The sequence below is a fragment of the Streptococcus parasanguinis genome (assembly GCF_015556095.1).
Lineage (GTDB): Bacteria > Bacillota > Bacilli > Lactobacillales > Streptococcaceae > Streptococcus > Streptococcus parasanguinis_Q.
In genome coordinates this window covers 142,422-165,543 of record NZ_JADNLT010000001.1, presented here as the reverse complement: position 1 = coordinate 165,543, position 23,122 = coordinate 142,422, and the positions used below count along the sequence as shown (strand labels likewise).

The window sequence follows — 23,122 nt, the reverse complement described above, 5'->3', positions numbered from 1 at the left end:
TCATCAGGCCTCCTTGTTTGCAAATTTTGCGTATTCTTTATGGAAGTATAGCTGGACAGTCCCAAGGCTTCCATGCCTGTTCTTCTCAAGAATGAGTTCTGTCACATTGTCTGGCTCTTCCTGTTCATCACGCTTGTAATAGGCTTCTCTGTAAAGAAAAGCTACTATATCAGCGTCCTGCTCAATTGATCCAGACTCCCTCAAATCTGACAGTATAGGTCTTTTATCATTGCGCTGGTCTACCCCACGAGATAACTGACTGAGGGCGATTACAGGGACTTTCAATTCTTTGGCTATGATCTTCAATTGTCTTGAAATTTCAGAGACTTCCTGTTGTCTGTTTTCTCTTCCTCTTCCTTCAATCAATTGAAGATAGTCAATCACAATCAATCCTAGACCGTCATTTTCTTGTGCTAATCGTTTGGCCTTTGATCTAATTTCTGAAATCCTGATTCCTGCTGTATCATCAATGAAAATCTTCCCTCTTGCTAGTCGTTCCTGTGCTGAAATCATTCAGCGCCATTCGCTCTCAGAGAGATTTCCTGTTCTGACATGATACGATGGAATCAAGCCTTCTGCTGAGAGCATACGCTCAACCAAGCTTTCTGCTCCCATTTCCAGTGAAAAGATTGCTACTGCTTTATCTGAATTCTTAGCCACGTTCTGAGCGATATTCAGAGCAAATGCTGTCTTACCCATTGCAGGCCTTGCAGCGATAATGATCAAGTTATCTTCATGAAGGCCTGTTGTGATTTGGTCAAAATCAGTGAAGCCTGTTGAAGTCCCTGTCACATCACCAACCTTCTGAGATCGTTCATCTAGAATAGACTGTGTTGAATCAATCACATCAATGATGGGCCTGAATCCTTTTTTCTGCTCATTTGAGATTGTTGACAAATTCTGCTCAGTTTGAGAAAGAATCTCATTCAAGTCTTTCTGGCCATCATAAACGCTTGAAATGCTCTGGCTCAGATCTTCAATGACTTTTCTGGCTCTTGACTTTTCAGCAACTACTTTTGAATAGTGTTCGATGTGGGCGCTTGTAGGGACTGCATTGATCAGACTTGCAAGAAATGCCATCCCTCCGACTTGTTCAAACTGTCCAATAGAATCAAGGGCAGATTTGACAGATACGGGATCAATTGGATCTCCTTTGTCTGATAGATCCTGCATGATGTTGAAGAGCATCCCATGAGATAACTTGAAGAAACTATCCTTTGTCAAATATTCGGAAGCAATGTGAATCTTATCAGGATCAAGGAAGATGGAACCTAACACAGCTTGTTCAGCTAATAGATCATGAGGCAGTACATTCATATTTTCTGCCATTTAATAGCTCCTATCTGCGATAACCGAAGCGCATTGCTTCCCGTGCTTCTTGGATGCGTTGTTGTTCTTCAATCATTTTCTTGAGTTCACGCTTTGACTCTTTGCATCGTTCACTAATTGCGCTGATGATAATCATTTGAAGTAAGATCACCATGATGAGTAAAGCAATAATAATTTCTAGTAACATTTTTAATTCCTCCAGTATTCTTTTCTAAAAATAATTCCTGTGTTATAATTAAGTTATAGTTCTTTCAAAGCGCCTTTTTCAAAGGGTGCTTTTTATTTTTGTAGTGTTCGACAGAATCGTTGAACATCTTCCAAGTTATATAGATACTTCCCACCTTTGCCGGACTGTTGAAATTGGAATTTCCCTTGATCGCGCCATTCTTCTAGCTTTGTTCTGCCCCAGCCGGTAGATGCTTGCAACTCTTTGATGGACACCCATGTAATCTGTCTACTTGTTCTGCGTTTGGCTTCTTCCATTGCTTTTATATTTAGAGACACAAGTTCTTCAAAGAGTTGATTGATGTAGTTCTCGTTATGTGTTTGAGTTATTTGATTCAGAATAGGATACTGCATCATTTTCATCACTTCCTTCTATTCCTGTTCAATTAATGGCAAAATGTCATGTTTTTTCAATAGTTCATACAAGAACAGACGGCCTTTTTGAGTCCAAACTGTCTGCATTCGGACCCTGCCAGATATTTCAATTGTCTTGCTATCCGTGTATCCTTTGGCCATGTATTTTCTGTATAAAATCCATTGATTATTAACTTTGTGTTGGATGCCTAGAGAATACAATAGTTGATTGAATTTAATGGCGCTCATTCCATAGTCAGCAGCTATTTGAGTGATAACCACAGCGGATTTGCTTTCAATAATTAAATCCAAGTAGCGTGCCTGTTCCTGAGCTTGTTCTAACTCAATTTCCAGACGGCTACTTATTTCACGTTCCTGCTTCAGATCTGTTGCTAATTTGATAATCGTGTCAGGATTTAACAAAGCTTGTTCAATCATCCTATCCGTCAAGTAACCACCGTGTTTCCGTATTGCTGGAAGAACTTCACTTGTAATCCATTTTTTGAACTCTTTCGCTTGTGGTAATTTGCTTGCTAATATTAGAGAATACAAACCTGATTCATTAATGATTATCATATTTCGATTTTGACCTGACGCACTAAATTGGTGCATTAGCTTATCATCATCATCGACATGGCTTCTTATTGCATTGTCTGCTCTTGAATATCCCAAAATATCCGCAACATCTTTCCCAACAAAGAAAGCTTCACTGTCTAAAATTATTGTTCGGACCTGTTTCCCGTTAAAATTAAAAATCTCATTCATTTTATTCCTCCATTAAGTCACTGATTGAGACACCAAGATATTTAGCGACCTTATTCAATGTTTGGGAAAGCGGAATGCTCGAATTCCATTTTCTGATGCTTCCATTGCTAAGATCCAGATCTCTTTCTATTCGATAAATAGAAATATTGTTTTCTTTTGCTATTTTTTTAATTTTGTCATATAGCATTTTTTTCTCCTTTCTTTGGAAAATTTTATAAGAAAATTATCTTTTATATTGACAAATAATAGAAAATATTCTACTATTAGGGTATAGAAAAGAACACTACTAAATAGGTTTTGATATCTACTGTCTTGGCGGACCACGTTGATATGTGTAAAACTTATTTATAGCTTTGAAATTAACTTACAAGAATAGTATAATAGAAAATTTTCCTCTTGTCAATAGACAAAATAGAAAATTTTACATTTTTTGTAAGTTTTTTTAAAAAAAGGAGGAAAAAATGAGTCTACTTGATAGAATCAAGTTGTTAGCAGCTACTCATCAGATGACTATGGCTGAACTAGAAAGAAAGCTAGATTTCAGCAATGGTAGTTTAAGGAAATGGGGAAGCTCTATGCCTAGCGGTGACAAAATAGAAAAAGTTGCTGATTATTTCAATGTCTCTACAGACTACTTATTGGGAAGAACTAATAACCCGAATATCGCAAACAATGGTGATGCTTCTGCACCATTGGATCTGCGTGATATTGCGGCTCAATCCATGCTGTTTGATGGTAAACCATTGACTGAAGAAGATATTGATTTCATCACTGCTGTTCTTGAGGCTCATTTAAAAAATAAATAGAGGTACATTATATGACAGTACAAGAGCTTTGTGCCAAAGAAGGCGTAAATCTCTGCTACTTTGATGGAAGTAATTGGCACAGCCCTGGATTTTTCAATCCTGCTCTAAATATTCTAGCCCTAGACATTAATTTGTCAGTAGAAGATCAAAAACAAGTAGCTCTTCATGAATTAGGGCATAAAGAACATACTCCAGTTCAGTATGAGTTTAATAGGGAACTTTGCGAATTACAAGCTGATAGAAGCATGATTCATCATTTGCTTGAAGAAGAATTGAAGTTAATGGATGATATTAGGGATTTTAATTATCTTTATTTTATGGAAAAATACAGTCTGAAGACCATCGCTAATGAAATGATGGTTAAAGACGAGTATAATTCACTAATTAGTTAAATAGGAGGATCTAATGAAAAAAACTAAGCCTTTTTATAAACAAGTTTGGTTTATAATATTTATTATTTTGGTTGTTATTGGCGGTATAAGCTCTCTAACTAAACCAAAATCAAAAACCGCAAATAGTGCAGAAAAATCTGCTACTATAAAAAACAACAATTTTAAAATGACGGATAAGCTTGGGGAAGAGTTTGCTGTTTATCTGCGAGAAAATGCGGAAGTCTTGGACAATGGTGATAAAATCGAATTTGTTACAGGTGGAAATGCTACTTCTGTTTCTGTCCGTGTTGGAGAATCGTGGAGTGCTGAAAGTGCAAGTCGTAAAATCTATCTTGCTAATTCATTTCTTAAACAAAAAAATGAGCTGTTTAAAAAATGGGCGGCAGAAAATAGCTATGAAGTTAACCTAAATAAAGATAACCCAGAATTAATAGTTAAAGTTTCTGATGCAGATAAAACAACAATTGCTCAAGAGTATAATGGCAAGATGAAGATATTTAATAATTAAGTAAGCAAAAAATCCCCACACTCGCCTTCGCCAAAAATTGAGTGTGAGGATTACAGTATAAGAAAAGCCATTCAAAAGGTCTTTTTCTTATGCCCATTTTATCAAGAAATGAGGTAAAACGCAATGGAGATAAAATCTTATAAAAAGAAGAATGGTGAAACGGCCTACGGATTTAGGATCTATGTAGGCAAGGAGAATGGAAAAGATAAGTATGTAAAGCGTCAAGGCTTCCCAACAAAAGCCAAAGCACGGGCGGCACTCTTACAACTTCAAGATGATTTAGAGAACGGGGAGCAAGCAAAGAAAGAAATCACGGTTGAGGAAATTGCAAAGAAATGGCTCAAAGAGTATGCTGACACTGTTCAGGATAGCACATACATCAAGACTGAAAGAAATATCAAAAATCACATCTATCCTGTCTTTGGCAGTCAAAAAATAGCTTCTATCACTCCTCTTCAGCTACAGGAACAGATCAATGAATGGTCCAGAAAATTAGTGTATGGGCGCAAGCTGAAAGGTCTGATGAATAACATTTTCAAGTATGCCATCCGTTATGGTTATGTTACAACCAATCCTGTTGATAGCGTGACCACACTTGTCAAGAAAGAGAGTGATTCTTCTAGTGATTTTTATGATAAAGATGAATTAAAATCATTCATGAAATTAGTGGATGACACGGATGATCTGAGAAAGAAAGTCATGTTCCGTCTTCTTGCGTTCACAGGGGCCAGAAAAGGGGAGATTTTGGCTCTCAAATGGACTGACTGGATAGATAATACTCTGAACATAAACAAGGCCATTACAAGAGGTTTTGAGGGCGAATCTGTGGGGGCTACTAAAAACAAGAGTAGTGTCCGACTGATTAGCCTTGATCAAAGAACAATTGATCTGCTCTCAGAATACAGAAAAATGGATCCTACTACCACTTTCATTTTTGAAAGCCCTGAAGGAAAGCCTATACCAAGTTCACTGCCACGCAAATGGCTCTTGCAGATTGTCAAAGGGACTGAGGTCAGGCCTATCAAGATCCACGGTTTTAGACATACACATGCCAGCTTGTGCTTTGAGGCAGGCATGACATTGAAGCAGGTCCAGCATCGTCTTGGTCACTCTGATTTGAAGACAACCATGAATGTGTACACACATATCACAAAGCAGGCCAAAGATGATATTGGTGAGAAATTTGCTAATTATATAGATTTTTAAAGCCATCAGCTATCAGGACAGACTCTTTTCAAAAAAAGGGTCTGTTTTTGGGTCTGTTAATTTCAAAAAGGTATGGGAAAGAATAGAAAGTATAAAAATAAAAAACGTTGAATTATCAACGTTTTAAGAAGTTTTAATAAGTTTCAAAAAGTATATATGGAGCCGGTGGGAGTCGAACCCACGTCCAAACACCTGCCAGCATATTTGTCTACAACCATAGGTTATGTTTTCTTTTAACAGCTACATGACACATAACTCAAGCCCTGTAGTTGCGAGTCTATCAATCTCTTATCTAACTCCTAGACCAAGCTAGATCGTATCTCGCTGAAATTAAGACCTGTCATCAAACACGAGCGATTCGAATCGGGTCACGCCTGCTGGTGTTTAGGCAGCTAAAGCGTAAGAATTATTATTTTTTGCAGTTATATTTAACTGGCGTTTTACATCCGCTAGATGAGTTGCAAAATATGCCTCATAATGCCTGTCGAATCCGTAACGACCCCAAAACGAATACATTTAGTATATCAAAATCTAGCTAAAAATGCAAAAGAAAAAAATTGAACAAGAAACCTTCCACTGGGGAGCTCCTTGTTCAATTAACTGTTTTTATTGAAGATTCAACTTATATTTGCTGATATAGTGAATGGTGAAGTACATAGAAACAATCTTAATGACTTCATAGATGAGACCTGGAATGAAGTTTGCTCCCAAATCATCAATATTTCCATAAACCAATGCATACCCGACAGCATATGAATCTTTAAAAGGATTGACTGCTGTACCGATGATACTTAAAACAATGCACAAGAGAAAGAAAAACAGAATAGCCTTAAATCCTCGACGATTTTGAAACAGTTGGCCAAGTGCGATCGATACATAAAATAGGAAGATCCCTGAGGCTGTGGTAAAAATCCACCAAACGATAATCCAATAAGCAATAGAATGACTAAAAGCCTCAGCGATAATACTAAATACAGGAGAGAGGTCTTGTCCAATGACAGCGCCCATCACAAGTATTGTGATAAAACCACTCAAAAATAGAAGGAATAGGCAGTAAAGACTCGCTACTAAAGCTCCCACAAATTTAGATAAAATGATCGCATGCGGGCTAGCTGGAAGGGTCCAGGTCAAGTAACCTTCGCGTCCGTATAAGTTGGAATAGAAACGACGGATAATAATATAGTAGTTACTAAGATAAAGACCAATGACTCCTCCAAAAATGAGAATCCCAAGAGTCCCCGTTATGATTTGCATACTATTGGTTTCCATATTCACAAAACCGTTTGTAGCACTTCCACCAATAACACCTGTAATCACTGACAAACCTAGTGCGATCAGGGTGATCAATAAATACCACTTAGCTGTCGATTTAAATTCATATTTTAATAATTTACCAAACATGGGTTCCTCCTAATAAACACGGAATTGATCACGGAAGATCTCATCGATTGATTTTCCGTGTTGATTGCGCATAACAGTCGTATTTTCATGCAAGAGGATTCTTCCTTGGTTGATGAAAATGGCCTCATCCAAAACTTGCTCAATATCCGCAATCAAGTGAGTAGAAATCAAGACAGAAGAGTTTGGACGTCTGTTTTGAATAATGGTCCGCAAAATATAATCACGCGCTGCTGGGTCAACCCCACCGATTGGTTCATCAAGAACATACAAGTCAGCTTCACGGCTCATCACCAAAATCAATTGCACTTTTTCCTTGTTCCCTTTTGAAAGGCTGTTCAATTTTTGATTTGGCTGCAAATGCAAATCGTTGAGCAATTGGTAAGCTCGTTGGACATTAAAATCTGCATAAAAATCTTGGAAATAGTTAATAGCATCAATAATTTTCATATTTTCATTCAGATAAGTTGTATCTGGCAAATAGGAAACCACTTTTTTAGAAGCTGGGGATGGTAATTGCCCATGAATATAGATATTTCCAAGGCTTGGTTGCAACAAACCATTAATCAATTTAATGATGGTTGTTTTCCCACTACCATTGGGACCCAAAAGGCCAATAATACGGCCAGGTTGGATGTTCAAACTAACATCCATGAGAGCAACTTCATGCCCATAATTCTTTGTCACATGGTCCAAGTAGACCAAAGGATACTGATTCATGTAAATCTCCTTTATTTTCTATTTATGCTATTATACCCTGTCCCCTTGATGATTGCAACTTTATCTGAAAATTTGCTAAGAATTTGAAAATGGTTGTTCAAAAATACAGGTGTAAACAAATCAGAGGTTAGGGAAGCCCCTAACCTCTGATTTGTTTTGATGAATAGAATTTTTAACTAATTCCAAGTGCAATCCGTGCATAGCGGCTCATTTTTTCAACCGTCCAAGCAGGATACCAGACCAACTTCACATCCACAGATGTCACTTCTTCTACTTCTGCTAAAACATCATGAATCTGATCTGTCAGAAGATCCGCTAATGGACATCCCATGGTCGTTAGCGTCATATCAATAATGGTCGCTCCAGTTTCACCATCAAAATGGATCTCGTAAACAAGACCTAAATTAACAATGTCAATCCCAAGCTCAGGATCGATTACCTCTTCCAAAGCATTTAAGATTTTATTTTTAATTTCTTCAATTTGCTCAGTTGTATATGCCATATGACACTTCCTTTTTTTGTTATGTTACTCTCGATAGAATTGCTTGGCTCGGGTTAAAAAGGTCCCCCGGACATTTTTAATCCTCAATAAAATCACGCAATGGTTTGCTTCTGCTTGGGTGGCGGAGTTTGCGGAGGGCTTTGGCTTCGATCTGACGGATCCGTTCACGGGTCACGTTGAAGACTTTACCCACATCTTCCAAGGTCCGCATTTTCCCATCATCCAAACCGAAACGTAAGCGAAGGACGTTTTCTTCACGGTCTGTCAGGGTATCGAGGACTTCATCTAATTGTTCACGTAGAACCACACGAGTGGTGTAGTCTACTGGATTTTCAATCACTTCATCTTCGATGAAATCTCCCAAATGGCTATCGTCTTCTTCCCCGATTGGCGTTTCCAAAGAAACAGGCTCTTGGGCAATCTTCAAGATTTCACGCACCTTATCAGGCGTCATATCCATGCGTTCAGCGATTTGTTCAGGCGTTGGGTCTTGTCCCAATTCTTGCAAGAGATTGCGTTGTTCACGAACCAACTTGTTAATGGTTTCCACCATGTGAACAGGGATCCGAATGGTCCGTGCTTGGTCTGCAATGGCACGAGTGATAGCCTGACGAATCCACCAAGTAGCATAGGTAGAGAACTTGAACCCTTTGGTATAGTCAAACTTATCAACGGCCTTCATCAAGCCCATATTTCCTTCTTGGATCAAATCCAAAAATTGCATTCCACGACCAACGTAACGTTTCGCAATGGATACAACCAAACGAAGGTTGGCTTCTGCAAGACGTTGCTTAGCTTCCAAATCACCTTGTTCCACTAGGATAGCCAATTCTTGTTCTTCTTCATTGGTCAAAAGAGGAACAACCCCAATTTCTTTCAAGTACATCCGTACTGGGTCGTTGACCTTGGCAGAGTTGCTTCCAAGCAATTCCTCATCTGACAATTCTGGCTCTTCTTCATTGTTCAACACACGCGCACTTGGGTTACCATCTTTATCCGTGATCGAAATTCCTGCATCTTGAATCCGTTGCAAAAGATCTTCAATTCCATCTGCATCTAGTGTGAATGGAATAACCAACTTGTCATTAATTTCATCATCTGTTGCAGTTCCACTTTTCTTGTGGCTACGAATAAACTCTGCAATTTGAACGTCCAATGTTGTAATATCTTTTTGTTCTTTAGCCATTCCTACTCCATTCTTCTTTTTTGAGCGATCAAACGCTCGAGTTCCAATAAAGCTTTTTCCGCATTCCCTGTTGAGGAAGCTTCCTTCACTTTATTTCCAATTTGTTGACTTTCTTTGCGAAGAAGCTCACGATTTCGCGTTTCTTCCACTTCTTCTAATTCACCATCCGCTATCTCTTCTGGCAAATCTTCTTCTAACATCCGGTACCAGGCGTGCTGGACCCCTTCAGGTTGCTCGGACAAATCCTGAGATGTGACTTCTCCATTTTGACAGAGTAATTGGTACAAGATCTGTAACTCCGGTGTGTCAAAGACAAAATCAGGTCGCAAACGGTAATCATTAAGCACCATTGGAAAATCTTTCATCCTACTTAATAAATAATTTTCCGCCTTGATCAAGCGCGTCATCCCACGATTAGGCAGGAGATCGACTGAAAAATTCGACGTTCTTGATCGTCCACCACTTTGATCCTCCTGCCGTTGATGCAAGCGACAATTATTGACAATCTGCTCAATCTGCAAATAATCAAAGTCTGGCAATAAATCTGCCAACTTATAAATATAGGTGTTTTGCGCTGTGATGGAGCGCGTCTGGGCGATCATCGGTGCCAGCTTCTCGACAAACTCAATCTGTGCCTGTAAGTTCTCAATATACTGGGGTTTCCAGTAGTGCATCAAGAATTCAACCTTACTGATCCGCGAATTCTTCAAGAGGGAAGCTAGATCTTCTGGGGAGGTCTTTTTGAGGTACTCATCGGGATCCATCTGATCAGGGATACGGACGATCTCCAACTCCAGATCCTGCAAGACATCCAAGGCCTTAGCGGTTGCTTCAAGTCCCGCCTTATCCCCATCATAGGTCAAAATGACCTTTTTGGTAAAATGAGACAGGTGCTGGACGTGCTCTGGTGTCAAGGCTGTCCCCATAGAGGCGACTGCATTTTCAATCCCAGCTCGATAAGCCGCAATGACATCCATAAAGCCTTCCATGATATACATTTCATGTTGCTTTTTGGCGCTCGTCTTAGCTTGATCCAAATGATAAAGTTCATAACTCTTATTAAATAGACGGGTACTTCGACTATTCTTGTACTTGGCTTGATGACTGCCATCATCCGTTAGTTTCCACAGTCTACCAGAAAAAGCAATGACACGTCCACTATCATCCGTCAAAGGAAACATAATCCGATCCTGAAAGGCATCAAAAACTGTTCCAGCATCTGAGATTGTGAATAACCCCGAATCGGTAATCACTTTCTCAGAGAACTTCTCAGAGAGATTTCGATAGAGATAATTCCCTTCTGCTGGGGCTAAGCCCAATTGAAAATGTCGGATGACCTCATCCGTCAATCCACGTTCATGCAGATAATTTCGCGCTTCTTCTCCCATCTTTGTCGTCATCAGAATCGCCTGGTAGAACTTACTGGCTTCCTGATGAATCTCATAAAGTTCTTGGTTGGGATTGATAGACGTTGGTTGAGCCGGCCTTGCTTGGTACTGAAGCGCAATACCCGCTTTTTCTGCTACGATCTGGACCGCATCCATAAAAGCCACTCCACGGTATTCCTCAATAAACTTAAAGACATCTCCCGAGCGACCACATCCGAAACAATGGTAAAACTGCTTGTCTTCAACGACATTAAAAGAAGGAGTCTTTTCACCATGAAAAGGACAGAGCCCTAAAAAATTACGGCCAGCCTTGGTCAAAGAAACAACTTCTCCAATAACTTCAACAATGTTTACACTGTTTTTAATTTCTGCAATTAGCTCTTTATCAACCATAAACAGTGCCTCCATTTTACCATAGATTATCACTTTATATTTTATACTAAAAGTTAGTAAAAGTAAATTTTTTCCTACCGATTTCACACATAAAAGAAAAGATTTTCAACCTTTATCACTAATTTTAAAAAAATGAGGCATATTCCTTGTCAGTCGAATATTTTTCCGTTATACTATCATAGTAAAAATTATTATGAAAGGACATATTTAGGATATGTTAAAAGATTTGAAAGCTTTTCTCCTTCGTGGGAATATTGTTGACCTTGCTGTAGCAGTCGTTATCGGAGCTGCATTTGGAGCTATCGTAACATCACTTGTTAACGATATCATCACTCCACTTATTTTGAAACCAGCTATGAAAGCTGCTGGTGTTGATAAGATTGCTAATTTGTCATGGAACGGTGTTGCATACGGTAGCTTCTTGAGCGCTGTTATCAACTTCCTTGTTGTTGGTACTGTTCTTTTCTTCGTAGTGAAAGCTGCTGAAAAAGCTCAAAACCTTGGTAAAAAAGAAGAAGCTGTCGAAGAAGAAGCTTCTGCTCCTACTCAAGAAGAGTTGCTTACTGAAATCCGCGACTTGCTTGCAAACAAATAATCAGATAAAAAGATCCGATCTTCTAGCTAGAAGATCGGTTTTTTTGTCTTTAACGGATGAAAAAAACAAAAAACAGACCGAAGTCTGTTCTTGTATTCAATTAGAATTTTTTACGTTTACGAGCTGCTTCTGATTTACGTTTACGTTTTACAGAAGGTTTTTCATAGAATTCACGTTTGCGTGTTTCTTGAAGAGTACCAGCTTTAGTAACCGCACGTTTGAAACGACGAAGAGCATCGTCAAGAGATTCATTCTTACGTACTACTGTTTTTGACATATTTTTCACTCCCTTCAAGCCTAAAATCTTAATAATTTTATCACACTTTAAGGACGCTGTCAAGATCTTTTGAAACTTTTCTAGCCCTCCTAGCCTTCATATCTTTTCTTTTTCCAACTTTTTCATTCTTCCCATTTTATGATACAATGGAAACAAAGAAAACCCTGAAGGAGATACTATGTCAGAAATTTATGATATTACAATTGTTGGGGGCGGACCAGTTGGTCTGTTTGCTGCTTTTTATGGCAATATGCGCCAAGTTAAAGTCAAACTGATTGATTCCTTGCCTCAACTTGGAGGGCAACCAGCCATTCTCTATCCAGAAAAAAATATCCTCGATGTACCCGGATTTACCAATTTAACAGGTGAAGAATTAAGCGACCGCTTGATCGAGCAAGTCAAACGATTCGATACACCGATCTTCCTCAATGAAACTGTAGAGGATATTCAAAAAGAGGGTAACCTCTTCACTATCACTACTTCTCGCCAAGTGCATCAGTCTAAAGCCGTCATCATTGCCATGGGTGGCGGTGCCTTTAAACCACGTGCTCTTGATATCGAGGGGGCTGAAGACTTCGATAATGTCCACTACCATGTTTCAAATATCCAGCAATATGAAGGACAGCAAGTGACCGTCCTTGGTGGTGGGGACTCTGCTGTGGACTGGGCTCTTGCTTTTGACAAGATTGCTCCAACTACAATCGTTCACCGTCGGGACAACTTCCGTGCCTTGGAACATAGCGTAGAAGAACTCAAACAATCTTCTGTCAGCATCAAAACACCATTTGTTCCTAGCCACTTGATTGGAGAAAATGGTCATGCCACACACCTTGAAATCACAAAAGTCAAATCCGATGAAACCGAACTTATCCCGATTGATCACTTATTTGTCAACTATGGCTTTAAATCTTCAATCGGAAACTTGAAAGAATGGGGTGTAGAATTGCAACGCCATAAAATCAAGGTCAACCAAAAACAAGAAACCAGCCTTCCTGGAATTTATGCTTGTGGAGACTGCTGCTTCTATGAAGGAAAGATCGATCTCATCGCTACAGGTCTGGGGGAAGCTCCAACAGCTGTAAACAATGCCATTAACTACATCTATCCAGATAAGAAAGTCCAACCAACGCACTCAACCAGTTTATAATAAAATAAGTTAATCGATTCTGCAAAGAAGTAAAAATGAGTTCCTATTTTTAGTATGAATCAAGAAAATAAAAAACTTTCCGCTGTGAGAAAAGTGCCTGAAACAATACGTTTCAGGCACTCGGGAGTTTTGAGAGTAAAACAGTTTGGGAAACTGTTTTAGCCTGAGCCCAGAAAATAAAGAGCGAAGGAGCTCAATACGAATTGAACACGGGCTGCGGCTTGTGTCAAAAAGATAAGTTTTCCTAGAACCTAAGGTTTCTGCGTCAAACTTCCTATTTTGACTTGATCCGCAGACGCCCTTAGTATCTTGATTTAGTCATGGAACTTCTATGAAGTTCGCTGACGTCCGTACTCACCTAAGGAAAGTTTTTAAAAAGACTTTATCCTCATTATGAAAGGCCTTTGGCCTTTTTTATTTGTCTAAATCGTCTGCGATCTTATTGATCTTACGCAAGCGGTGATTGACGCCGCTTTTTGAAATAGGCTTTTGCAAACTATCAGCGATCTGCTGGATAGAATAATCTGGATGGTTCATTCGAATGTAGGCAACTTCTTGCAGGTCACTTGGTAAACTTCCTAGACCGACTGTATCCACAATTTTACTGATATTATTGATGGTTTTCATACTAGCTGTGACCGTGCGCTGGATATTGGCCATCTCGGCATTATTGGCCCGATTGAGGTCATTACGCGTCTCTCTCATAACCTTGATGGACTCAAATTCCTGCATGGCTTGCATGGCCTCTACGACAATGAGAAAATCAATAATATCTTCCGCTCGTTGCAAATAGGTTACGACTCCCTTTTTACGCTCGATGGTTTTGGCGTCTAGTAAAAATCCTTGCATGAGAAGGGCAATTCCTTCCGCGTGGTCTGTATAAACAGAATGAATTTCCAGCTGATACTTCCCTTTTTCAGGATCTTTTATTGAACCACTCGACAGAAAAGCTCCCCGAAGATAAGCACGACTGGCTACTTCATCCTCTAAAACACTAGCATCAATGCCTGTCTCAATCCCAAAGAAGGCATCTGCCAAATGCAAGTCAGCTAAAATTTCTTCTACCTTTTCATCCAAGAATACTGTGTAGACACGATTCTTTTTCAAATTGGTTTTTTGATGGTGGCGAATATCTGATTTGGCCTCATAAAAATGATGCAATAATTCATAGATATGGCGAGCGATCTTGGCATTTTCTGTCGTTACCGAGAGCGTCAAGCCGCCCATTGATATGCCGAGGCTCCCAGACATCTTGATAATAGCAGCTAATTCACTCTTTTCAAATCGCTTGAGAGACAATAATTCTTCTTTGACACGAACCGTAAAACTCATTTTCTCACCTGCACGATCTGCATCAGCTCTTCGACCACTTTTTCACCATCATGAAAAGCTCCCCCGTTGACCAGCTTTAAGAAATCGGAAGAAATCACTTGAGGCACTTGCGATCGCAAGCCCTTAAAATCGTGCTCTACCTGGACCAAGTATTCATCAAATTTATTGCTGTTCATATAAGCTGTGGGAACCTGATTGATATTGACAAGGACGGTGTCGATGAACTTTTCTCCCAAATGTTTGTGGAGCACGGCCACGTGGTCACTATCTGTGAAATGTTCGGTTTCTCCTCTTTGGGTCATGATATTGCAAACATAGGCTACTTGGGCTTTGGTTTCAAGGATGGCTTTCCCAATCTCATCGATCATCAAATTAGGAAGGATCGAGGTAAAGAGCGAACCAGGACCCAAGACGACCATATCACTTTCAAGAATCGCTTCCACCACTTTCTTACTAGCCTTTGGACGCTCTTGATCATAGGTATTGGTCACATAAACATGATCAATCATGCCGGTATAGTTGGCAATGTGGCTTTCTCCTACTATTTCTTTTCCATCTTGAAAGACAGCATGAAGGGTCAAGGGACTATCACTCGACGGATAGATCTTACCGGTTGTATGGAAAAATTTCGTCAACAACTGCATGGCATTATAGGTCGAGCCTTGCATCTCTGAAATCCCTGCAATAATTAAGTTTCCCAAAGGGTGCCCAGCCAAAGGACCATCATCGTCTGCAAAGCGGTATTGAAAGACTTTCTCATAAAAACGAGGCATATCTGACATGGCAACCAAGACATTTCGAAGATCCCCAGGTGGTGTCAATTTTTGGATGTTCTTCCGCAATTCACCTGAGCTACCGCCATCATCTGCAACAGTTACAATGGCAGTGATCTCGACCGGTTTCTTTCTTAGACTATCGAGAATAACAGAAATCCCTGTCCCTCCTCCAATAACGGTTACTTTAGGTTTTCTCATGAGCGATTCACCGTTTCTTTCCGTCTGTCCTTGTCTCTATGACTGCAATTGACCTGCCAATTTTTTTCTAAATCATGCGCTAAGCGCTCTGCAAAGGCTACTGAACGGTGTTGACCTCCAGTACAGCCCATGGCGATGGTGAGAACGGATTTACCTTCTCGTTTATAAGACGGTAAAATAGGAACGATTAAGTCATGGAGATGACGGTAAAAGTCCTCTGATTCAGGGTGATCCATGACATAATCATAGACAGCTGGATCTTGACCGGTTAAATTCCGAAGCTCCAATTTATAGTAGGGATTTGGAAGAAAACGCACGTCAAAGACGAGGTCAGCATCGATCGGAAGGCCGTATTTGAAACCAAATGACATGACCTCAACCCGAAAATCTGGCTGATTATCTTGACTGGCAAATTGCTCTGCAATCGTTTTTCTCAGATTACGGGGCGTCAACTCAGTCGTGTCCACCACATTTTGACTGATATTTTTTAAAGGAGACAAGAGCTCGCGCTCTAGGGTAATCCCATCTAAAACACGGCCATCTGCTGCTAGTGGGTGGCTACGACGTGTTTCCTTGTATCGTGCTACCAACTCACTGTCAGTAGCATCCAAGAACAGAACCTTGAAATCGAGGTCTTCTTGGTTGTCCAATTCATCCAAAATGGTGCGAATTTCATTGAAAAAAGAACGGCTCCGCATGTCCACAACAACGGCTAATTTATTGTTATCTGGGCTAAGGCGCATGAGCTCAATAAATTTCAGCAAGAGCGCCGGTGGCATATTATCGATGGTAAAGTAACCCAAATCCTCAAACGATTGGATAGCGACGGTCTTGCCAGCACCGCTCATCCCTGTTACCATGACTAGTTGAATCTTACTTTCTGTCATTTTCTCCTCCCAAAATAAAACAGAGTGGCCTACAGTTTCCTGCTTTCCACTCTGTCTTTTTGTCTTTGAATGGTTATTAGGCCTTGATTTCCGCAATAACTTCAATTTCAACCTTCACATCACGTGGCAGGCGTGCTACTTCAACAGCAGATCGAGCTGGAAACTCTGTGGTAAAGACTGTTTTATAGACCTCATTAAAAGGTACAAAGTCATTCATATCACTTAAGAAACAAGTGGTTTTCACCACGTGGTCGAAGTCTGTCCCAGCCTCTTCCAAAATAGCCCCAATATTTTTTAAGACTTGCTCTGTTTGTTCTTGGATGGTTTCGCCAATGATTTCTCCTGTTTCAGGTGACAAGGGAACTTGTCCGCTTGCAAAGAGAAGATTGCCTACGATTTTCCCTTGAACATAAGGTCCAATTGCTGCAGGTGCTTTATCTGTATGAATTGTTTTTGCCATAGTATTCTCCAAGTCTATTTACTTCTGCTGGTTTTCTTTTGCTAATTTTTCCCTTTGTAAGCGCAACTTGCGCTTAGGATTTAGCGTATTAAAGAGTTCTTCTAATTTTTCAGCATTCCAAACATCAGCTGCTGAAACAAAATTTCCATTTTCATCTCGAAAAGATATTGGTTTATCTCCCACTGAAAAAGCCTCATTTCTTATTTGGAATCCTTGACCCGCTCAGGATCACCCTTAATCTACAAACTCAAATTCAAATTTACCGATCCGGACGATATCGCCATCTTTTGCCCCACGTGCACGGAGAGCTTCATCAACACCCATTCCACGCAATTGACGAGCAAATTTCATGACTGCTTCATCCCGATCGAAATTCGTCATATTAAAGAGTTTTTCAAGTTTTTCACCAGATAAGACCCAAGCGGCATCGTCATCACGACTGATGTCAAAGGCTGGCTGGTCTTCATCAAAGCCATAGTAGACTTCTTCTTGGGCCATGTCGTCTTCTGAATACAAGAGGAATTCTGGTGTTTTGTCTAACAATTCTGCCGTTGCATCTAACAAATTGTCTAAACCTTGATGAGCCAAACTAGAGATCGGGAAGATCTGTGGCAGTTCATCAAACTCATCGTAATTGGCTGCCAATTTCTTCTTGAACTCTTTCAAGTTTTCTTGACTTTCTGGCATATCCATTTTATTTGCCACGATAATCTGAGGTCGCTCCATCAAACGAAGATTATAAGTTTCAAGCTCTTTATTGATTTGAACATAATCTTCGTAAGGGTCGCGTCCTTCGCTCGCCGACATATCAATAACATGCAAGATAACCCGGGTGCGCTCGATGTGACGAAGGAACTGGGTTCCGAGTCCAACACCTTGGCTAGCTCCTTCAATCAATCCAGGAAGGTCTGCGACTGCAAAGGATTCACCTGACGGCGTCCGAACCATGCCTAAGTTTGGAACGATGGTTGTGAAATGATAAGCTCCAATCTTTGGTTTGGCTGAAGTGATGACACTAAGAAGGGTTGATTTCCCTACTGATGGGAAGCCAACCAAACCAACGTCTGCCAAGACCTTGAGCTCTAATTCGAGTTCGCGTTCCTGACCAGGTTCCCCGTTCTCAGAAATCTCTGGAGCTGGATTTTTAGGAGTAGCAAAACGAATATTTCCACGTCCGCCACGGCCACCGTGGGCGACAATGTACTCTTGTCCATTTTCAACTAGGTCTGTAATGACCTTACCAGTCTCTGCATCTCGGACGGTCGTTCCTTGAGGGACTCGTACATAGAGATCTTCTGCTCCCCGTCCGTGCATCCCTTTGGTCATTCCTTTTTCCCCATTTTGGGCTTTGAAATGTCGATTATAACGGAAGTCCATCAAGGTGCGCAAGCCTTCGTCTACTACGAAGATGACATTGCCACCACGACCTCCATCACCACCCCAAGGTCCGCCATTAGGGACATATTTTTCACGGCGAAAAGCCACCATGCCATCGCCGCCATTTCCAGCCTTGACCTTAATCTTGGCTGTATCTAAAAACATACTCATAAATAGATGATTTCCTTTATTTCTGCGTGCGTCTTAGTAAGAAAGAGCACCAATTGCGGTTGCAAAGATTGCACCAATCGTTACAATCAACATAATCACAATAACCACCATCGTGATCATTTCAAATGGTGTTTTTTTACGTTTTCCGTTATCTCCAAAAGCCACTTCTAATACCTCGATTACTATAAATTCATTAGCCCTATTTTACCACGAAATAGGGGATTTTTCAAATCGAGCCTACACAAAAAGACCAGACAGATGTCTGATCTTTCATTGATCATTTTAAGAATCTTTTCTTACACGTAAAACTCCAACCGATAGAACTGCTAGGAAGACACCCATGACAAGAACCACCGGTGTCATCTTTTCACCTGTACTTGGAAGAACTTTTTTCTTACCAGGTTTTGGAGCTTCTTCTTTAACAGAAGATGAAGATGATTTCAATGAAGAACTTGATGTGGATGTTGAGTTCGATGTAGAACCAGAACTCGATGAAGATGATGAACTTGATGATGAACTAGAACTCGTTGAAGATGATGAGCTTGATGATGAACTAGAACTTGATGAGGATGATGAGCTTGATGATGAACTAGAACTTGATGAGGAGGTTGAGCTAGGTGTCGGTGGTGTTTGTTCTTTCTCACCTAATCCCTCTCCAGATCCTGTTTCCAATCTCACCTCACGGGTCAAGGTACGAGGGTGCTGGGAAATTGGTTGCCGTCCATGTTAACGTATTATGGACAATATCGCCGACTTTCGTTCCAGGAGCTACTTTTGTAGAATATTCAATATACATTGGCCAATTGTAGTTATCACCAAATTCAATTGTAAAACCAGTGGTCTTTCCATCTGCATTCTTATTGAAAACAGCTTTTTTAGTAAAGTTATCTAGAACTGGGAGACTCAAGATCTGAGCTTCGTTCTTGATCCCACCTTCTACAGGAGCATAGCGAACCGCACGTAAGCTCCCTTCAACCAATGTTAAACCATCTCCGAATTGGTCTTTAATGACCATTCCTCTCAGCATATCTTGACGGGCATTTAAGAGAATCCGCCATTTGATAATGGTTGGATCAGACTTATCTTGGTAGCCGTATTTCATCTCATAGTCTCCAGCTTCTCCATCAGTCTTTTCATAATTCAATGAAAAATCTGTATTGCCTAGTTTAAATTGGATTGGGGATGTTTTAGTGACCACTTCTGAGTCTACTTTTACATCAAAATGCAAGGCAACTCGCTTGTTAAGTGGATGAGATGCGAAATAATCATTAAAGGTAACGGTCACTGTTTTCTTACCTGTATCAACGACAGCTTTCCCCACAGTTTGACCATTTGATTGGCCTTCCTCAAGAACATTGAATTCCAATGCTGTGTAGAGGGTTAATTCTTTTGGTAAGCTAATTGTTAAAGTATCACCAGCTTGAATGGCTTGCGAATCAGGGAAGGTCAAAGAAATGCTTGCTGACAATTTTTCATTCGTCAACACCTTGCTGCCATTCGTTAAAGGATTGCCATCTTTCGTTAAGCGTGCTGTCTGTGTATAAGACGAGACTTCAGCGGCCTGAATTGTTTTAGTCAAACCAGCTGTGAATAGAATCGTTAGCACTAAGGCAAGTGCCCATACAATTTGACGAACCTGTTTCATATATACCTCCTCTGCTCGCCTATTTTCGAGCCGTGTTTTTTACAAGGTTAAAGTCCGATTTCTGCTTGAACAACTGCAGCAATGGTATCTACATAGTAGTCCACTTCTTCATGGGTAGGTGCTTCTGCCATCACACGAAGGAGGGGTTCAGTTCCACTTGGACGCACGAGGATGCGTCCATTTCCTGCCATTTCCGCTTCCATTTTTTCAATGATTTCACGAATAGCAGGGACTTCCATCGCCTTGTCTTTCATGCTATTTTCAACCCGGATATTGACCAGTTTTTGTGGATAAATGGTTACTTCAGCAGCCAATTCAGATAATTTCTTGCCGGTTTCTTGCATGATTTTCGTCAATTGAACTCCTGTTAATTGACCATCACCAGTTGTATTGTAATCCATGATGACGACATGACCAGATTGTTCACCACCAAGATTGTATCCTGATTTGCGCATTTCTTCGACCACATAACGGTCTCCGACAGCTGTGATTTCTTTTTGAATCCCCTTCGCATCTAATGCCTTGTGGAATCCGAGATTGGACATGACGGTTGTGACGATCGTATTTTTTTCGAGCAAGCCCTTGCTTGAAAGATAAGAACCGATGATGTACATGATCTTATCGCCGTCCACGATCTCTCCATTTTCATCCACAGCAATCAAGCGATCGCTGTCTCCGTCAAAGGCAAGACCAATCGCTGCACCTACTTCTTTGACTTTCTCTTGCAAATGCTCTGGGTGAGTAGAACCAACCCCATCATTGATGTTCAAACCATCTGGGTTTTCACCGATGACGGTCAATTGAGCTCCCAAATCTGCAAAGATTTGACGGGCACTAGTAGAGGCTGCACCATTTGCTGTATCTAAGACTACGTGCATGCCCTCGAGTTGGATACCTGTCGATACAAGGAATTCTTGATACTTACGCAAGCCTTCCGGATATTCCATGACCGTTCCTAAACCTTGCGCACTTGGACGTGGAAGCGTATCTTCAGCAGCATCAAGCAAGGCCTCAATTTCAAGTTCGCGATCGTCATCCAATTTGAAACCATCACCACCAAAGAATTTGATGCCATTGTCCAAGGCTGGATTGTGGCTAGCAGAAATCATCACTCCGGCGCTGGCTTTTTCCGTACGAACTAGATAAGCGACACCTGGTGTTGCAATCACACCCAACTTGTAGACGCGAATTCCAACAGATAAGAGGCCAGCAATTAAGGCATGCTCTAACATTTCACCAGAAATACGTGTATCACGTCCAACAAATACCAAGGGCGTTTCTTCTTCGTGTTGGCTCAAGACATAGCCACCGAAACGGCCTAGTTTAAAAGCCAATTCTGGCGTTAATTCTACATTTGCTTCTCCACGGACACCGTCCGTTCCAAAATATTTACCCATTCTTCATTACCTTTTTTACTTTCTAATTACTTGAACTGGAGGAGGTCGACGACGAACTGCTTGAGCTTGACGTAGACGAGCTACTCTTTGTGCTTACTTTAATCCGTGTTTCACTCGGATTTACCAGACCTGGTAGAACATTTCCTTGGGCATCTACTGCATTTAAGGAAATAGTTCCGCTATAATTTCCACTAATGATCTCACTGGATGGGAAGACCGCTTGGACATGATCAATGCGACTCAAGGTTTCTTGATCGCTGGTCACTTCTACCTTGGTGGTTTCAAGAGAAATATCCGATACCGTGATTCCATCCACAATTTGATTGTCCGGGATCGTAGCCCTGACCGCAAACGTTTTTTTCGCTTTCTTCCCGATTTTTACAGAAACTTTCTGAGGCTCAACGGTTGCGGTCAAACCGGCTGGAAGATCTTCTACAATCAATGGCACTTCGACGGTACCTTCCTTGGCCTTACGAAAATCGGCTACCACGCGAAATTTTCGCGTTCCCGGCTGCATTTCGCTTGCAAGAGCGACCCGGTTTGAACCCTTTAGAAAGACCGTTACCTCCGATGTTAACCCACTGACAAAGTATGTCTTATCATTGTACTTAGCATCAATCGGAATATTGGTCAAGGTATTGGTGTAGGTCTCTGAACTCACTTGTCTAGCGCTGCTATTATTTTGAAAATTAAAGGAAGATGCATTGATAAACAAGATAAAGGACAATAAGACGGAGGCAAAAACATAAAGAAATTCTTTTTTCGATCTCATTTTGTTACCCTCCCAAATAGACGCTCTTTCCAACTAGTCGTTTTATTCTCTTCAGGAACCAAGAAGGCTCTCAATTCTGCCTCGAACTCGTCTAAGGTTAAATCATGTCGGAAGGTTCCATTATAGGTCACAGAGATCCCGCCCGTTTCTTCTGATACCACAAAGGTAAAGGCATCCGAAACTTCAGATAAACCAATAGCCGCGCGGTGACGCGTTCCGAACTCTTTTGAAATTCCAGTATTTTCGGTCAAGGGCAGGTAGGCACAAGAAACAGCGATTTTATCATTGCGGACAATGACGGCTCCATCATGCAAAGGAGTATTAGGAATGAAGATATTAATCAGCAATTCTCCTGAAATCTCTGCATCTAGAGGAATCCCTGTGGAGATATATTCCTGAAGGGTTCTGGCTCCTTGAATAGCTACCAAGGCACCAATCTTACGTGGGCTCATATAAGCTACTGCCTTGACATAGGCCTGAACCATCTTCTCTTCCTGACTGACTTCACTCGTCGTAAAAAATTCTGTCGCCCGACCTAGACGCTCTAGGCCAATCCGAATTTCAGGGGAGAAAATCACAACCAGCGCAATAACCCCATAGGTAATCACTTGATTGATCAGCCAAGAAATAGTCGTTAAACCCAAAAAATTGGCTAAAAATTGAGCCAAGAAAAAGATAATGACCCCACGCACCAAAATCATGATCTTGGTCCCGACGATGGCCTTGATCAAAAAATACAACAACCAAGCCACCAGGGCAATATCGATGATATTGATAATAACACTCCACCAATTCGGGAACAAACTGGTCCAAAATTGTGGATTTGAAAACTGTTGAATATTCATATTCTCATACCTACCACTTCTCTAAAAGACATCATCTTATTATAACACGTTTCAACAGATTTTTCTGTAAC

At 40.7% G+C, this 23,122-nt stretch carries 29 protein-coding genes, 1 other RNA gene and 1 pseudogene; 7 read left to right on the top strand and 24 right to left on the bottom strand.

Going from position 1 to position 23,122, the window contains the following annotated elements; translation table 11 throughout:
* Positions 1–3: 3 nt before the first annotated feature.
* From dnaB to I2E70_RS00760, 5 genes and pseudogenes are all read right to left on the bottom strand, one after another.
* A pseudogene (gene dnaB / locus I2E70_RS00780) lies at positions 4–1,329 on the bottom strand (replicative DNA helicase).
* 10 nt (positions 1,330–1,339) lie between these two features.
* A complete protein-coding gene (locus I2E70_RS00775) occupies positions 1,340–1,516 on the bottom strand; it encodes a hypothetical protein (RefSeq protein ID WP_155167829.1) in 177 nt (58 codons plus the stop codon).
* 92 nt (positions 1,517–1,608) lie between these two features.
* Entirely contained in the window at positions 1,609–1,911 is a 303-nt protein-coding gene (locus tag I2E70_RS00770) for a MerR family transcriptional regulator (protein ID WP_155168001.1), read from the bottom strand.
* A gap of 15 nt (positions 1,912–1,926) precedes the next feature.
* A complete protein-coding gene (locus tag I2E70_RS00765) occupies positions 1,927–2,673 on the bottom strand; it encodes a phage antirepressor (RefSeq protein WP_195422953.1) in 747 nt (248 codons plus the stop codon).
* A gap of 1 nt (position 2,674) precedes the next feature.
* On the bottom strand, positions 2,675–2,860 hold the full coding sequence (locus tag I2E70_RS00760; protein WP_070594941.1) for a helix-turn-helix domain-containing protein: 186 nt from the start codon (positions 2,858–2,860) through the stop codon (positions 2,675–2,677).
* Positions 2,861–3,134: 274 nt separating this feature from the next.
* Between I2E70_RS00760 and I2E70_RS00755 the strand changes: the two genes are divergently transcribed.
* The 4 genes from I2E70_RS00755 to I2E70_RS00740 all read left to right on the top strand — a co-directional run bounded on the left by I2E70_RS00755 (position 3,135) and on the right by I2E70_RS00740 (position 5,585).
* Positions 3,135–3,479 (top strand): helix-turn-helix domain-containing protein, encoded by a 345-nt coding sequence (locus tag I2E70_RS00755; RefSeq protein WP_070594942.1) that lies wholly within the window; start codon positions 3,135–3,137, stop codon positions 3,477–3,479.
* 11 nt (positions 3,480–3,490) lie between these two features.
* The gene (locus tag I2E70_RS00750; protein WP_195422951.1) at positions 3,491–3,871 is read left to right on the top strand and encodes an ImmA/IrrE family metallo-endopeptidase; all 381 of its coding nucleotides are present in this window, start codon (positions 3,491–3,493) and stop codon (positions 3,869–3,871) included.
* 13 nt (positions 3,872–3,884) lie between these two features.
* Complete coding sequence (locus I2E70_RS00745; protein ID WP_195422949.1) at positions 3,885–4,379, top strand: hypothetical protein; 495 nt, start codon at positions 3,885–3,887, stop codon at positions 4,377–4,379.
* A gap of 123 nt (positions 4,380–4,502) precedes the next feature.
* Entirely contained in the window at positions 4,503–5,585 is a 1,083-nt protein-coding gene (locus I2E70_RS00740) for a tyrosine-type recombinase/integrase (protein WP_195422947.1), read from the top strand.
* A gap of 154 nt (positions 5,586–5,739) precedes the next feature.
* Here I2E70_RS00740 and ssrA read toward each other — a convergent pair.
* The 6 genes from ssrA to dnaG form a co-directional block, all read right to left on the bottom strand.
* Positions 5,740–6,088, bottom strand: a transfer-messenger RNA (tmRNA) gene (gene ssrA / locus I2E70_RS00735).
* Between the two features lie 103 nt (positions 6,089–6,191).
* Positions 6,192–6,986: a hypothetical protein gene (locus tag I2E70_RS00730; RefSeq protein WP_049514914.1), complete on the bottom strand. Its 795-nt coding sequence runs from the start codon at positions 6,984–6,986 to the stop codon at positions 6,192–6,194.
* A 9-nt stretch (positions 6,987–6,995) separates the two neighbouring features.
* Positions 6,996–7,703 carry an ABC transporter ATP-binding protein gene (locus I2E70_RS00725; RefSeq protein WP_024054676.1) on the bottom strand — a complete coding sequence of 236 codons (708 nt, stop codon included), beginning with the start codon at positions 7,701–7,703 and terminating at the stop codon, positions 6,996–6,998.
* 172 nt (positions 7,704–7,875) lie between these two features.
* A complete protein-coding gene (locus tag I2E70_RS00720) occupies positions 7,876–8,205 on the bottom strand; it encodes a metal-sulfur cluster assembly factor (RefSeq protein ID WP_004220168.1) in 330 nt (109 codons plus the stop codon).
* 76 nt (positions 8,206–8,281) lie between these two features.
* Positions 8,282–9,391: an RNA polymerase sigma factor RpoD gene (gene rpoD, locus I2E70_RS00715; RefSeq protein WP_021152924.1), complete on the bottom strand. Its 1,110-nt coding sequence runs from the start codon at positions 9,389–9,391 to the stop codon at positions 8,282–8,284.
* 2 nt (positions 9,392–9,393) lie between these two features.
* Complete coding sequence (gene dnaG / locus I2E70_RS00710; protein WP_195422945.1) at positions 9,394–11,172, bottom strand: DNA primase; 1,779 nt, start codon at positions 11,170–11,172, stop codon at positions 9,394–9,396.
* Between the two features lie 214 nt (positions 11,173–11,386).
* Here dnaG and mscL point away from each other — a divergent pair, with 214 nt between their 5' ends.
* Positions 11,387–11,767: a large conductance mechanosensitive channel protein MscL gene (gene mscL / locus I2E70_RS00705; RefSeq protein ID WP_195422943.1), complete on the top strand. Its 381-nt coding sequence runs from the start codon at positions 11,387–11,389 to the stop codon at positions 11,765–11,767.
* A 100-nt stretch (positions 11,768–11,867) separates the two neighbouring features.
* Here mscL and rpsU read toward each other — a convergent pair whose 3' ends face one another.
* Complete coding sequence (gene rpsU, locus I2E70_RS00700) at positions 11,868–12,044, bottom strand: 30S ribosomal protein S21 (RefSeq protein WP_000048054.1); 177 nt, start codon at positions 12,042–12,044, stop codon at positions 11,868–11,870.
* A 178-nt stretch (positions 12,045–12,222) separates the two neighbouring features.
* Here rpsU and I2E70_RS00695 point away from each other — a divergent pair, with 178 nt between their 5' ends.
* On the top strand, positions 12,223–13,191 hold the full coding sequence (locus tag I2E70_RS00695) for an NAD(P)/FAD-dependent oxidoreductase (protein ID WP_045759270.1): 969 nt from the start codon (positions 12,223–12,225) through the stop codon (positions 13,189–13,191).
* Between the two features lie 414 nt (positions 13,192–13,605).
* Here the strand turns inward: I2E70_RS00695 and whiA are convergent, their stop codons facing one another.
* The 8 genes from whiA to I2E70_RS10520 form a co-directional block, all read right to left on the bottom strand.
* Positions 13,606–14,523, bottom strand: a complete 918-nt coding sequence (gene whiA, locus I2E70_RS00690) for a DNA-binding protein WhiA (protein WP_155125115.1) — start codon at positions 14,521–14,523, stop codon at positions 13,606–13,608.
* Positions 14,520–15,497 carry a YvcK family protein gene (locus I2E70_RS00685; protein ID WP_195422941.1) on the bottom strand — a complete coding sequence of 326 codons (978 nt, stop codon included), beginning with the start codon at positions 15,495–15,497 and terminating at the stop codon, positions 14,520–14,522. The genes whiA and I2E70_RS00685 overlap by 4 nt, the downstream gene beginning before the upstream one ends.
* Positions 15,494–16,384 carry an RNase adapter RapZ gene (gene rapZ / locus I2E70_RS00680; protein WP_155167838.1) on the bottom strand — a complete coding sequence of 297 codons (891 nt, stop codon included), beginning with the start codon at positions 16,382–16,384 and terminating at the stop codon, positions 15,494–15,496. Before rapZ ends, I2E70_RS00685 begins: the two co-directional genes overlap by 4 nt.
* A 76-nt stretch (positions 16,385–16,460) precedes the next feature.
* On the bottom strand, positions 16,461–16,844 hold the full coding sequence (locus I2E70_RS00675) for a RidA family protein (RefSeq protein WP_003006514.1): 384 nt from the start codon (positions 16,842–16,844) through the stop codon (positions 16,461–16,463).
* A gap of 18 nt (positions 16,845–16,862) precedes the next feature.
* Positions 16,863–17,027 (bottom strand): hypothetical protein, encoded by a 165-nt coding sequence (locus tag I2E70_RS00670; RefSeq protein WP_003006512.1) that lies wholly within the window; start codon positions 17,025–17,027, stop codon positions 16,863–16,865.
* Between the two features lie 51 nt (positions 17,028–17,078).
* Entirely contained in the window at positions 17,079–18,392 is a 1,314-nt protein-coding gene (gene obgE, locus I2E70_RS00665) for a GTPase ObgE (RefSeq protein WP_013903339.1), read from the bottom strand.
* 33 nt (positions 18,393–18,425) lie between these two features.
* Entirely contained in the window at positions 18,426–18,557 is a 132-nt protein-coding gene (locus I2E70_RS00660) for a DUF4044 domain-containing protein (RefSeq protein ID WP_195422939.1), read from the bottom strand.
* A 117-nt stretch (positions 18,558–18,674) separates the two neighbouring features.
* On the bottom strand, positions 18,675–18,755 hold the full coding sequence (locus I2E70_RS10520) for a hypothetical protein (protein ID WP_229060246.1): 81 nt from the start codon (positions 18,753–18,755) through the stop codon (positions 18,675–18,677).
* Between I2E70_RS10520 and I2E70_RS10515 the strand changes: the two genes are divergently transcribed.
* Positions 18,733–19,122 carry a hypothetical protein gene (locus tag I2E70_RS10515; protein ID WP_229060252.1) on the top strand — a complete coding sequence of 130 codons (390 nt, stop codon included), beginning with the start codon at positions 18,733–18,735 and terminating at the stop codon, positions 19,120–19,122. The genes I2E70_RS10520 and I2E70_RS10515 overlap by 23 nt on opposite strands.
* Here the strand turns inward: I2E70_RS10515 and I2E70_RS00655 are convergent.
* The 4 genes from I2E70_RS00655 to cdaA are packed head-to-tail and all read right to left on the bottom strand — an operon-like array spanning position 19,072 to position 23,051.
* Complete coding sequence (locus I2E70_RS00655) at positions 19,072–20,037, bottom strand: Ig-like domain-containing protein (protein ID WP_229060231.1); 966 nt, start codon at positions 20,035–20,037, stop codon at positions 19,072–19,074. The genes I2E70_RS10515 and I2E70_RS00655 overlap by 51 nt on opposite strands.
* A 47-nt stretch (positions 20,038–20,084) precedes the next feature.
* On the bottom strand, positions 20,085–21,434 hold the full coding sequence (gene glmM, locus I2E70_RS00650) for a phosphoglucosamine mutase (RefSeq protein WP_049506452.1): 1,350 nt from the start codon (positions 21,432–21,434) through the stop codon (positions 20,085–20,087).
* Positions 21,435–21,456: 22 nt separating this feature from the next.
* Complete coding sequence (locus I2E70_RS00645; RefSeq protein WP_195422937.1) at positions 21,457–22,206, bottom strand: YbbR-like domain-containing protein; 750 nt, start codon at positions 22,204–22,206, stop codon at positions 21,457–21,459.
* Entirely contained in the window at positions 22,203–23,051 is an 849-nt protein-coding gene (gene cdaA / locus I2E70_RS00640) for a diadenylate cyclase CdaA (protein WP_195422935.1), read from the bottom strand. The genes I2E70_RS00645 and cdaA overlap by 4 nt, the downstream gene beginning before the upstream one ends.
* Positions 23,052–23,122: the final 71 nt, after the last annotated feature.